Origin of the sequence: Gordonia neofelifaecis NRRL B-59395 (genome assembly GCF_000192435.1) — a bacterium.
Lineage (GTDB): Bacteria > Actinomycetota > Actinomycetes > Mycobacteriales > Mycobacteriaceae > Gordonia > Gordonia neofelifaecis.
In genome coordinates this window covers 80,944-93,394 of record NZ_AEUD01000003.1, presented here as the reverse complement: position 1 = coordinate 93,394, position 12,451 = coordinate 80,944, and the positions used below count along the sequence as shown (strand labels likewise).

Below are 12,451 nucleotides of genomic sequence, written 5' to 3'. Positions count from 1 at the left end.
GACGAGGCGCATCGAGACCCGCGCACCGACACGCCGAACAACCCGACACGCCGACAAGTATGCAACCCGGGTCTCGATGCGCCCCGCTCACTCGACCGACCTCGCGTCCAGGAACGCCCCAGACGGGCCGACCTGGGCGCCGAGGCGGGGAACGTACTGGTCGAAGTAGACGCGGGAGATGAGGTCGCGGCGACTGCGGACGCCCGCCTTCTCGAACACCGACTTCAGGTGATCCTGCACGGTGTAGGCGGACAGATGGAGACGGGTCGCGATCTCCTTGGTGTCGAGTCCCTGCAGAACCAGTCTCGTGACGTCGCGTTCGCGAAGCGTGAGCCCGAACGCCGCGACCACGAGCTCGACGATCTCCGGCGGGCGCGCCTCCTCGATCGTCAGGACGACGCCGCCCGGCGTTCCATCGATGCCGTCGAGCGGCGAGGCGTGCAGCACCAGCCACATCCCGGCAGGGGTCCTCATGCGGATCCGTGGCACCTGAACTGATCCGTCGGCGCGCATACGACGGGCGGCAGAGACGAGCATCGTCAGAACGCTCATCGGGTCGCTCGTGTTCGGGACCGAGGCGAGCGCCTCGAGCCGCTCGCGAGCCCCGAGGCTGATGTGCGAGACCTCGTCGCACGCATCGAACACGACGACGGCCGGACCCGACACGCGGTCGGCGTCGATCGGCATGTCGGCGAGTCGGGTCATCATGCCGACACGCAGTCCGCGCGCGACCGACGATGCGGCACGCTCCAGGAAGTCGACCTCTTCCGGGGAGAACGGCCGATCGCCTGCTTCACGGAAGTAGGCCGCACAGCCCCAGGTCCGCGAGCCGTCGCGGCAGATCGATCGCGCTTCGTCGCCGAATCCATAGACCGGCCGCATCAGCCGGTCCCATCGCGGCGACGTGTCGAGCCACTGTTCGGCATGCATCGCCGCCGACGACCGGTTTCCGAGAGCGAGCTGCCGAAACGACGTTCTCTCATCCATGCCGTACTCGATGGCACCGAACAGTGCATCGTTCTCGGCGTCTGGCTCGAGCGCACCGTACTCTCGCGCGCTGGTGATGATGAGCGTCTCGGGGTCGATCGTGCCGACACAAGCGCCCGACCAGGGCACCGCGCGCCCCACTGCGGTGATCGCCTCGCTGATGAAATCGTCGAGTCCGAGACCGGCTCGGGAGAGCACGTCGACATCGGCGCACGCGCGCTCCGCAGTCAGCCCGGACATCATGTGCCCAGTATTCGCCGCCGGAGCTCCGCCCGGTATCCCATGATCCTGGGATCTCGGACTCCCCAGCCCGCGGGGATGGTCGCGACCGCCGTCGCGGGCCCACTGTGATCACTGGAAGTTCACGAATCACAGAGTCATACGGAGGATGTGCCATGACCATCATCGATCCCACCGAGTTCCGCGGCGCGGGTCCGATCCATTTCCCCGGCGATCCGGACTACGACCGCGCCGCGACACCGTGGAACTGCGCCATCGTCCAGACTCCGGTCGCGGTCGCCACGCCCCGATCAGTAGAGGAGGTGATCGACGTCGTTCGCGCTGCGGTCGCGGCGGGCCTTCGCATCGCACCGCAGAGTACCGGACACGGCTCAGATGCCGTCGTCGGCTCCGACATGGACCGGGCGATCCTCCTCCGCATGAGCGAATTCTCCGGTGTCACAATCGATCCCGATCTGGGCACCGCACGGATTCTCGGCGGCACGCTGTGGCAGGCGGTGCTCGACGCCGCGGCACCGTTCGGGTTGACCGCTCTTCACGGAAGCACGGGCGACGTCGCGGTCGCCGGGTTCATCCTCGGCGGTGGACTCTCGTTCTACGGCCGCAGGCACGGCCTCGCGACTTCGTCGGTGCTCTCGATCGACCTGGTGACCGCGGGCGGCCGCCTGGTGCATGCCTCCCCGACGTCGCACTCGGACCTGTTCTGGGCGCTGCTCGGCGGCGGTGGAAGCTTCGGCGTGATCGTCTCCATCGAGATCGCGCTGCTTCCGATCGCCGACGTCGTCGCCGGAATGCTGTTGTGGGACCTCGCCGACGCTCCGCGCGTCGCCCACGCGTGGGCGCAGTGGACTCGCACCGTTCCCGACGACTCGACGACGACGCTCCGCATGATGCGCTTCCCGCCGCTGCCCGAACTGCCGCCGTTCCTGAGTGGGCGCAGTCTGGTCGTCATCGACGGAGCTGTGCTGGCCGACGACGCCACCGCCGCCGACCGTCTCGCACCGCTGCGCGAGCTCGGACCCGAGATCGACACGTTCGGCCGAATCCCGTCGCATCAGGTGACCGCCGTCCATATGGACCCGCCCGATCCGACGCCGACGACCGTCGATCATTCCCTGCTGAGCGCATTCCCGGAAGACGCCGTCGACGCACTTCTCGACATCGCCGGCCCCGGAGTCGACACGCCGCTGATGTTCGCTGAGATCCGCCACCTCGGCGGAGCGCTCGCCGAGCCCGCCGACGCGGCTCTCCCGTGTCTGGACGCCGACTACGCGCTGATCGCGGTGAGTGCGATACCCGTGCCCGAAGCCGCAGGGCCGGGCGACGCGGCAGTCCACGCGGTCGTCGACGCCCTCGCCTCCTGGTCGACCGGAGCGTTCTTCCCGAACTTCCACGGACGGCCCGAGGACACCGCAGCCTGCTTCGACCAGAGCTCATGGGACCGGTTGCGCCGAACCAGGCAGGTCTACGATCCCGCCGGCATCTGGGTGGCCGGTCATGCGGTGAAGTGACCGGGCGCAACTCGCCAAACCGCCCATCGGCGACGACTCCCGTTGCTACGGTCGACTCACCCGATAGTCAATCGTCCGTACGAAACCTTGGGCGCCCGAACGCAACCAGCCGTCGTGAATGAATAGAGCCTCGGTTCCGTCCGGCCCGTCCAGCGGGGAGAAGGCAGAGACCATGAGGACATACCGCGATCGTCGACAGAAGATCCGAACCGCAGCCGCTGTCGCGGCGACGCTGATCGCCGCGGCGACGGCGCTCACCGCGTGCACGAAGACCGACACCGGTAGCGAGACGACCCTGCAGGATCTGAAGGACGCCGGGGTCGTCACCGTCGCCTACGCCAACGAGGCGCCGTACTCGTTCGACAAGGACGGGGAACTGACGGGCGGCACGATCGCGCTTCACCGCGAGGTCTTCAAACGACTCGGCGTTCCCGAACTCAAGGGCGTCAAGACCGACTGGGGCGGGCTCATCCCCGGCCTCAACGCCAAACGCTACGACCTGGTGAGCGCCGGCATGTCGATCACTCCCGCACGGTGCGAACAGGCGTCGTTCAGCGTCCCGGAGATCAACTACACGACGGCGCTGATGGTCCCGCCCGGCAACCCGAAACACCTCACGGACATGGACTCGATCAAGCGGACGGGCGCCAAGATGGCGGCGATGACCGGAGCCATCGAGGCCGACTACGCCTCGGAGCTCGACATCGCGAACCCGATGCTGGTGAAGGATCAGCAGTCGGGAATCGATGCGGTGAACTCCGGGCGCGTCGACGCCTTCGCGCTCACCGCGGTGTCCCTCAACTACGCGAAGACGCACACGCCGGGGCTCAACGTCGAGGTCACCAAGCCCTTCATCGCGGTGATCAACGGCAAACCGCAGAACCCCGCGGGTGCGACGGTGTTCCGGAAAGAGGACTCCGCCTTGCGCGATGCCTACAACGCCGAGGTGAAGAAGATCCTCGCCGACCGCACCTCCTACATGTCGATCCTCGGCCCCTTCGGATTCACCGAGGAGAACATTCCCGCGGCGTCGCTGACGACCGAACAACTGTGCCGCGGAGAGTGACCGGGCCTCGACCGAAGTGAACAACGATCTCGACGCCCTCGTCGACGCGCTGCCTGCGCTCTGGCGCGGTATCGTCGTCACCCTGGAGCTGACGGCGGGTGGCGCCCTCCTCGCGTTCGTCCTGGCCCTCCTCCTCGGCAACCTCGTCCGCGTGCCCTCGATGCCGGTGCGCTTCATCGCCCGCGTGCTCATCGAGTTCTTCCGGGGCACCTCCCTCGTCGTCCAGCTCTTCTGGCTGTTCTACGTGTTGCCGCTGCTCGGCTACCAGCTCGACCCGGTGTTCTGCGGAATCCTCGCGCTCGGGCTCAACTACGGCGCGTACGGCGCCGAGGTGGTGCGCGGCGCACTGACTGCCGTGCCCGCCGCACAGGTGGAAGCCGCCGTCGCGCTGAACTTCAGCGCCAGGCAGCGCCTCACCCGCGTGGTCTTCCCGCAGGCGTGGGCGATGATGATCCCGTCGCTCGGCAATCTGCTGATCCACTTGCTCAAGGGCACGGCGTTCGCGTCGTTCATCACCCTGCAGGACCTCACGGCCGGCATCGTCGACCTGCAGAAGACGACCGGTGACACCCTGTTCTCGTTCGGCGTCGGACTGGTGATCTATCTGATCCTGGCCTATCTCGTCACGCTGCTGATCAACCTCGCCGAGGCGCGCGCCAAGAACCGCCTCGGCCGCGGCCCGACGCTGCGCGAGATCCTCAGCTTCCGGCCGCAGTCGCAAGACCTCGCCGGAGGTGGACTGCGATGATCGACTGGAGCTGGCAGCGCGCCGAAGACGCCCTGCCCGTGCTGTGGGACGGCTTCAAGATCACTCTCCTCGCCACGGTCATCGGCTTTCTGGTCGCGATGATCCTCGGCCTGGTGGTCGCCGTCATCCGACGGTCGGGTCCCCGGTGGCTCGCGATCCCGGTGCACGCAGCCACCGAGTTCGTGCGGCTGACACCGATCGTCGTGCAACTCCTCTTCGTCTACGCCCTGCTCCCGCAGTTCACGCCGTTGACGATCGGCATCGCAGTCCTCGGCGTCCACTACGCGAGCTATATGGCCGAGGTCTATCGTGCGGGAATCGAGGAGGTCCCCGTCGGGCAATGGGAGGCGGCACGAGCTCTGTCACTGCCGGGAACGCGAACCTGGCGCGCCGTGATCCTGCCGCAGGTGGCCCGCAACTCGCTCCCCGCACTCGGCAACAACGCGGTGTCGATGTTCAAGGACACCCCGTACCTGTTCACCATCTCAGTGGTCGAGCTGGTCACGGCGGCCCAGACCTACGGTGCCGCGCACTTCGCCTATCTCGAGGCCTTCACGCTGGCCGGCGCGTTCTTCCTCGTCGCCAGCTACCCCACCTCGGTCCTGATCCGACGACTGGAGAGACTCCTTGCCCACCGATGACGCCCCGCCCCAGACACCGGTCGAACCCGAGTCCACGCACATGATCCGGTTCGACGACGTCGTCAAACGCTTCGGCGATCACACCGTTCTCGACGATCTGAGCTTCACTGTGGACCGCGGGGAGAAGGTGACGCTCATCGGTCCGAGCGGGTCGGGCAAGACCACCATCCTGCGGTTGCTGATGACCCTGGAGACCGTGACCGACGGCGTGATCTGGGTGAACGGCCGACCGCTCAGCCACCAGTACCGCGGCGACCGGCTCGTCCCGGCGAAGGAGAAGCACCTGCGCGAGGTGCGCAAGAGCATCGGAATGGTCTTCCAGCAGTTCAACCTGTTTCCCAACATGAACGTGCTGCAGAACATCACCGAGGCTCCGATTCACGTCCTCGGGCAGTCCCGCGACGAGGCCGTCGCCCGCGCCCGGACGCTGCTGGAGATGGTCGGGCTCAGCGACCGCGAGACGGCGCACCCGACCCAGCTGTCCGGCGGGCAGCAGCAGCGCGTCGCGATCGCACGCTGCCTGGCGATGAGTCCGTCGGTGATGCTGCTCGACGAGGTGACCTCGGCCCTGGACCCCGAACTCGTCGACGGGGTCCTCTCGGTACTCCGGGACATCGCGTCCAGCACGGACATCACCATGCTCATCGTCACGCACGAGATGCGCTTCGCCCGCGAGGTGTCCGACCGCGTCATGATGTTCGACGCCGGCCGGATCGCCGAAGCCGGTCCGCCACAACAGATCTTCGAAGATCCGGCGCACGAGCGGACTCGGGAGTTCCTCAAAGCGGTGCTCTGATCTGCGGCGACGCTAACCGCTGTTGCGCAGCGCGGTGGCGAGACCGTTCATCGTGAGTTGGATGGCTCGCCGGATCAAGGGCGAGTCCTCCCCCGCACGGAAGCGCCGCAGCAGCTCCACCTGCAGCAGGTTCAGCGGTTCGAGGTACGGGAACCGGTTGTACACCGACCGCTTGAGCGCGTCGTTGTCGGCGAGCAGATCGGTGGTTCCGGTGATCTTCGCGTACATCGCGATGGTCCGCTCGTGCTCGTCGACGATCATCGAGAAAACCCGGTTCCGAAGATCCGCGTCCGGCACCAGCTCCGCGTACCGGTAGGCCAGCCCCATGTCGGACTTCGCGAGCACCTGAGCCATGTTCGACATCACCGACCGGAAGAACGGCCAGTTCTCGTAGTACGACGCCAGCTGCGCCAGCCGGGCCTCGTCGTCGCCGATCCACTGCTCGAATGCAGTGCCGACGCCGTACCAGCCCGGCAACATCACGCGGCACTGCGTCCACGAGAGCACCCAGGGAATGGCGCGGAGGTCGGAGATCGCGGTGGTCTGCTTCCGTGAGGTCGGCCGACTGCCGATGTTGAGCGCGCCGATCTCCGACAGCGGCGTCGACGCCGTGAAGTACTCGACGAAACCCGGTGTGTCATGAACCAGCGCCGCATACGCCGCGCGGGCGAGCTCGGCCAGCTCGTCGAAGTCGGCGTACGCCTGCTCCGGATCGTCACCGAGTCCTTCGACGTCGAGGAGCGATGACTCGATGGTCGCCGCGAGCAACGACTCCAGATTCCGCCGGGCGCTCACCGGCTCGGCGTACTTGGCGGCGATGATCTCGCCCTGCTCGGTCAGTCGCAGCGACCCCTGCACCGCACCCGGCGGCTGCGCGAGGATCGCGTCGTAGCTCGGACCGCCGCCGCGTCCCACCGTGCCGCCCCGCCCGTGAAAGAGCCGGAGGCGGATACCCGTCTCGCGAGCCGCGGCCACGAGATCGAGCTCGGCCCGGTACAGCGCCCAGTTGGCCGCCAGATACCCGCCGTCCTTGTTCGAGTCCGAGTACCCGAGCATCACCTCCTGGGTGTTCCCCTGCGTCCGCACGAGGTCCCGATAGAAGTCGAGCGAGAGCGTCGCCGTCAGCGTGGCGGCACCGTCTCGGAGGTCCTCGATGGTCTCGAACAGCGGCACCACTCGCACAGTGCAGGTCGGTCCGGTGGACGAATCGACGGCGCCCGGACGGTAGAGACCGGCCTCCTTCAGCAGGATCAGGGCCTCGAGCATGTCGGAGACCGACGAACACATGCTGATGATGTAGTTCGGCACCGCCGCAGACCCGAAGCGGTCGATCGCGCCCGCCGCGGCATGCACCACCCCGAGTTCCTTCACCGCCAGGTCGCTCAGCTCGGCGTCGGGCGAGGTGAGCGGACGACGCGACGCGAGTTCGGCGGTGAGCAGATCGATCCGCGCGGTCTCGTCCAGACCGGTGTAGTCCGCACACACCCCGGCCCACGCCAGCAACTCGCCGACCACCTCCTCATGGGTCTCCGAGTTCTGTCGCATGTCGAGCCCGGAGAGATGGAACCCGAAGGTGCGCACCGCTTCCCGCAGCGCTGCCAGACGGTCGTCGGCGATCGAATCGTCGTTCGCCGCGCGCAGACCCGCGTCGATCACATCGAGATCGGCGAGGAACTCGGCCGCATCATCGTATGGGGCCGATGACTCCGCAGCCGACCGCTCCGCCGGATCGATGAAGTCCTCCCCCAGGGTGACCAGTGCCCGCGCCAGGACCCTCGACCGGACCGCTGTGACGGCCGAGCGGAACGGCTCGTCGTCCACCCCACCCGGTTCACCGGGTGGCGCGAATCCCGATCCGAGTGCGGCCAGCGGCCGCGTGACCGGACCGAAGAGTCGGGCCGACAGGCTCAGCTCCTGGTGCAGTGCGGCGAGTTCGGTCAAGTGATGCCGCATCACCGCCTCCGCCGCACTCGATGCGGCTTCGGTGACGACCTCCGCGGTGACGTACGGATTCCCATCACGATCACCGCCGATCCACGAGCCCATGGTGATCATCGAGACGTCCTCCAGGCCCGCGCCGGGATAGGCGTTCACCAGGGCCGCGCGCACATCGTTGTTGAGTGCCGGGACGACGTCGAAGAACGAGGCACCGTAGTACCGGAGTCCGGTCGTGATCTCATCGGAGATGGTGAGTCTGCGCAGCCGGATCAGCGCGGTCTGCCAGAGAAGCACGATCTGCCGGGCGATGTCGTCGGACAGGCGCGCGTCCTCGTCCGGCGTCAACTCGGTGCGGGCACGTACACGCATGAGTTCGGTGATCCGGTTCTGCGCGTCGAAGACGCTTCGCCTGCGAGTCTCCGTGGGGTGCGCGGTGATCACCGGCACCACCTCGGCTGCGCGGAGCGCCTCGGCGACGTCCGCGTCGCTGAGTCCGGCCGCTGCGAGCCTGCCGAACGTGGCCTGCAGCGACGACGGCTGCGGCGGATCGCCTGCGCGCAGGTGGATGCGGCGGCGCCGCTCGCGATGCAGATCTTCGGCGAGATTGGCGAGCAGCGCGAAATTGGTGAACGCCCGGATCACCGGCATCAGCTCGGAGACTTCGCGGTCGGTGTAGCGGCCTGCGAGCTGGTCGCGGGTGACGTCGGCGTATCGGATGCCGAAGGCGTCTCGACGCGAGTTCTCGACGAGCTCGAACGTCTCGTCCCCCGCATGGGATCGGATCACATCGCCGAGGAGACCACCCAGATATCGGATGTCGTCACGAAGGGGCTCGGTGAGCGCCCGGCCGGTGTCGTCGACGCTGATTCGTTCGACCATCGGTGTGGCGATGGCGCGGGCGAGAACTTCGGGATCGGCAGCCATGTGCCCAACCTACGCGGACAACACGGGCCGAGCTACGCGGATGCGCTTCCTAGGAGTACTTGATGTCCAGGCCGACGCCGATGATCAGGATGACCCAGACCAGACCGACGAACACCGTCAGGCGGTCCAGATTCTTCTCGACCACCGAGGAGCCGGACAGGCTCGACTGGACGCCGCCGCCGAACAGCGAGGACAGGCCACCACCCTTGGCGCGATGCAGCAGAACCAGAACGATCAGCAGCACACTGGTGATGATCAAGCCGATGTCGAGCGCGATAGTCACGGGTCGATGGTCCTGTTCGTCGAAGCCTGGAGAATATGCCTGTGGCAGGTCGCGTCCCGTTCGGGAAGCAACCTGCCACAGTCTACGCGATGGTGGACGCCGCTAGTGCATCCGCCCGCAGCGCGTCACAGCAACGGACCGCCCGCGGCGATCGCGGACAGCTGCGCGAACTCGTCGGCCTTGAGCGAGGCGCCACCGACCAGTGCGCCGTCGACGTCGGCCTGAGCGATCAGCTCCCCGACGTTCTTCGCGTTCACCGAACCGCCGTACAGCACGCGCACCGAGTCGGCCGTCTCCTGATCGGCCAGTTCGACGAGCGCGCCGCGGACTGCCGCGCAGACCTCCTGGGCGTCGGCCGCACTGGCCACACGGCCCGTGCCGATGGCCCACACCGGCTCATACGCGACGACGACCTTCGCGATCTCCGCCTTCGAGAGGCCGGCCAGCGAGGCCTTGATCTGCGCGACGTTGTAGGCGACGTGGTCGCCCGCCTCGCGGACCTCGAGCCCCTCGCCGATGCATACGATCGGCGTGAGGTCGTGGCGCAGCGCAGCCTTGGCCTTGGCCAGGACCACCTCGTCGGTCTCCCCGTGCAGCGTGCGCCGCTCGGAGTGGCCGACGACGGCGAAGGTGCAACCCAGCTTGGCCAGGAAGGCACCGCTGATCTCACCGGTGTACGCGCCGGAGTCGTGCTGGGAGACGTCCTGCGCACCGTACGTGAGCAGCAGCTTGTCGCCGTCGACGATCGTCTGCACGCTGCGGATGTCGGTGAACGGCGGGATCACCGTCACGTCGACCTTCTCGAAGTACTTCTCCGGCAGGGCGAACGAGATCTTCTGGACCAGTGCGATGGCCTCGTAGTGATTGAGGTTGCACTTCCAGTTGCCCGCGATCAGCGGCTTGCGGCTCACTGCTCCACCCCCAGTACGGCGAGGCCGGGCAGTTCCTTGCCCTCGAGGTACTCGAGGGAGGCGCCGCCGCCGGTCGAGATGTGCGAGAACGCCTCGTCCGGAATGCCCAGGGCACGCACGGCCGCGGCGGAGTCGCCACCGCCGACGACGCTGTACGCACCGTTCTTCGTCGCCTCGACGATCGCCTCGGCGACACCGCGGGTGCCCTCGGCGAACTTCTCGAACTCGAACACGCCCGACGGGCCGTTCCAGAAGATCGTCTTGGCGCCGCGCAGGACGTTCGCGAAACGCTCGACCGTTCCCGGACCGATGTCCAGACCCATGCCGGCGTCGAAGCCGTCGGCGGTCATCGCGATGCTGGTGTCGGCGTCGGCGGCGAACTTGTCCGCCACGACGATGTCGTGCGGCAGGTGGATCACGTCGCCGAACTTCTCGAGCAGGTCCGTGCAGGTGCCGATCATGTCTTCCTGCATCAGCGAGTCGCCGACCGGGCTGCCCTGCGCCTTGATGAACGTGAAGGCCATGCCGCCACCGATCACCAGGGTGTCGACCTTGGGCGCGAGTGCCTCGATGACGCCGAGCTTGTCCGACACCTTCGAGCCGCCGAGGACGACCGCGTACGGACGCTCGACGTCGGAGGTGAGCTTGCGCAGCACCTCGACCTCGGTCGCCACCAGGTCGCCCGCGTACGACGGCAACAGCTTGGCGACATCGTAGACCGACGCCTGCTTGCGGTGCACGACGCCGAAGCCGTCGGACACGAACGCGCCGTCGTCGCCGACCAGCTCGACGAGTGCCCTGGCGAGCTTGGTGCGCTCGGCGTCGTCCTTGCTGGTCTCGCGGGGATCGAAACGGATGTTCTCGAGCAGGAGGACGTCACCGTCGGTGAGTCCCTCCGCACGTGCGAGAGCGTCGGAGCCGACCACATCGCCTGCCAGCTGGACGTTGCGGCCCAGCTCCTCCGACAACCGTGCGGCGACCGGCGCCAGCGAGAGTGCGGCATCGGGCTCGCCCTTCGGGCGTCCCAGATGCGCGGTCACGATGACCTTGGCGCCGGCCTCGACGAGCTTCGCGATGGTCGGAGCAGACGCGACGATGCGTCCCGGATCGGTGATCGCGCCGCCGTCGAGCGGAACGTTCAGATCCGAGCGCACCAGGACGCCGCGACCCTCGACTCCGTCGGCCAGAAGGTCTTCCAGAGTACGAACTGCCATGATTCTTACAGCGACTTCCCGACGAGTCCGATGAGGTCGGCGAGGCGGTTGGAGTAACCCCACTCGTTGTCGTACCAGGAGACGATCTTGACCTGGTCGTCGATCACCTTGGTCAGCCCGGCGTCGAAGATCGACGAGTGCGGGTCGGTGACGATGTCCGACGAGACGATCGGATCCTCGGTGTACTTCAGGATGCCCTTGAGGGGTCCCTCGGCGGCCTTCTTCATCGCGGCGTTGATCTCGGCGGCGGTGGCCGGCTTCTTCAGGTTCGCGGTGAGGTCGGTGACCGAGCCGGTCGGGATCGGCACGCGCAGTGCGTAACCGTCGAGCTTGCCGAGCAGCTGCGGGAGGACGAGGCCGATGGCCTTGGCCGCACCGGTGCCGGTCGGGACCACGTTCAGCGCGGCGGCGCGGGCGCGACGCAGGTCGCTGTGCGGGCCGTCCTGCAGGTTCTGGTCCTGGGTGTAGGCGTGGACCGTGGTCATCAGGCCCTTGACGATGCCGAATTCGTCGTCGAGGACCTTGGCGATCGGGCCGAGGCAGTTCGTGGTGCACGAGGCGTTCGAGATGATCGTCTGGCTGCCGTCGTACTTGTCGTCGTTGACGCCCATCACGATGGTGATGTCCTCACCCTTGGCCGGAGCCGAGATGATGACCTTCTTCGCGCCGGCCTCGAGGTGACCCTTGGCCTTCTCGGCGTCGGTGAAGATGCCGGTCGACTCGACGACGACGTCGACGCCCAGCTCGCCCCACGGAAGCTCGGACAGCGGGCCGCGATGCGACAGCGCCTTGATCTTCTGATCACCGACGACGATGGTGTCCTCGCCCTCGAGCGAGACGTCGTGCGGGAGGCGGCCGAGGATCGAGTCGTACTTGAGCAGGTGCGCCAGGCTGGCGTTGTCAGTGAGGTCGTTGACGGCGACGATCTCGATGTCGGTGGTACCCAGCGCCTTCTGCGCGTCCACAGCGCGGAAGAAGTTGCGGCCGATGCGGCCGAAGCCGTTGACGCCTACCCGAACAGTCACGTGTTGCTCCTTATGCGGTGATGTAGAGCCGGTGGTTCGATACCGGCCCGCTCCCACCCAGCCTAATAGTCCCAGCGCGCGAGGTCACGGGAAGGTCACCCGTCCGCACTGGGGTGTTCGTCACCACTGCCCGCCAGAGGAGTCCGCGCAGTCGGCTCCGGGCTGGT

Annotated in this window: 11 protein-coding genes; 5 read left to right on the top strand and 6 right to left on the bottom strand. The window is 67.3% G+C overall.

Features of this window, described 5'->3' with window-relative positions; genetic code table 11:
• Window positions 1–87: 87 nt before the first annotated feature.
• Window positions 88–1,230, bottom strand: a complete 1,143-nt coding sequence (locus tag SCNU_RS04535) for a helix-turn-helix transcriptional regulator (protein WP_009678180.1) — start codon at window positions 1,228–1,230, stop codon at window positions 88–90.
• Between the two features lie 152 nt (window positions 1,231–1,382).
• On the opposite strand from SCNU_RS04535, the gene SCNU_RS04530 reads away from it, so the two are divergent.
• From SCNU_RS04530 to ehuA, 5 genes are all read left to right on the top strand, one after another.
• Window positions 1,383–2,738, top strand: coding sequence for an FAD-binding oxidoreductase (locus SCNU_RS04530; RefSeq protein WP_009678179.1), 1,356 nt, complete (start codon window positions 1,383–1,385; stop codon window positions 2,736–2,738).
• 172 nt (window positions 2,739–2,910) lie between these two features.
• Entirely contained in the window at window positions 2,911–3,804 is an 894-nt protein-coding gene (ehuB, locus tag SCNU_RS04525) for an ectoine/hydroxyectoine ABC transporter substrate-binding protein EhuB (RefSeq protein WP_009678178.1), read from the top strand.
• 16 nt (window positions 3,805–3,820) lie between these two features.
• Entirely contained in the window at window positions 3,821–4,552 is a 732-nt protein-coding gene (ehuC, locus tag SCNU_RS04520) for an ectoine/hydroxyectoine ABC transporter permease subunit EhuC (RefSeq protein ID WP_009678177.1), read from the top strand.
• A complete protein-coding gene (gene ehuD / locus SCNU_RS04515) occupies window positions 4,549–5,193 on the top strand; it encodes an ectoine/hydroxyectoine ABC transporter permease subunit EhuD (RefSeq protein ID WP_009678176.1) in 645 nt (214 codons plus the stop codon). The genes ehuC and ehuD overlap by 4 nt, the downstream gene beginning before the upstream one ends.
• Window positions 5,194–5,233: 40 nt before the next feature.
• On the top strand, window positions 5,234–5,989 hold the full coding sequence (gene ehuA, locus SCNU_RS04510) for an ectoine/hydroxyectoine ABC transporter ATP-binding protein EhuA (RefSeq protein ID WP_009678175.1): 756 nt from the start codon (window positions 5,234–5,236) through the stop codon (window positions 5,987–5,989).
• 12 nt (window positions 5,990–6,001) lie between these two features.
• On the opposite strand, the gene ppc is transcribed toward ehuA, so the two are convergent.
• The 5 genes from ppc to gap form a co-directional block, all read right to left on the bottom strand.
• Window positions 6,002–8,851, bottom strand: coding sequence for a phosphoenolpyruvate carboxylase (gene ppc / locus SCNU_RS04505; RefSeq protein WP_009678174.1), 2,850 nt, complete (start codon window positions 8,849–8,851; stop codon window positions 6,002–6,004).
• Between the two features lie 49 nt (window positions 8,852–8,900).
• The gene (gene secG / locus SCNU_RS04500) at window positions 8,901–9,134 is read right to left on the bottom strand and encodes a preprotein translocase subunit SecG (protein WP_009678173.1); all 234 of its coding nucleotides are present in this window, start codon (window positions 9,132–9,134) and stop codon (window positions 8,901–8,903) included.
• 125 nt (window positions 9,135–9,259) lie between these two features.
• Entirely contained in the window at window positions 9,260–10,045 is a 786-nt protein-coding gene (gene tpiA, locus SCNU_RS04495; protein ID WP_009678172.1) for a triose-phosphate isomerase, read from the bottom strand.
• Window positions 10,042–11,259, bottom strand: coding sequence for a phosphoglycerate kinase (locus tag SCNU_RS04490; RefSeq protein WP_009678171.1), 1,218 nt, complete (start codon window positions 11,257–11,259; stop codon window positions 10,042–10,044). Before SCNU_RS04490 ends, tpiA begins: the two co-directional genes overlap by 4 nt.
• A 5-nt stretch (window positions 11,260–11,264) precedes the next feature.
• A complete protein-coding gene (gene gap / locus SCNU_RS04485; protein ID WP_009678170.1) occupies window positions 11,265–12,284 on the bottom strand; it encodes a type I glyceraldehyde-3-phosphate dehydrogenase in 1,020 nt (339 codons plus the stop codon).
• Window positions 12,285–12,451 lie beyond the last annotated feature (167 nt).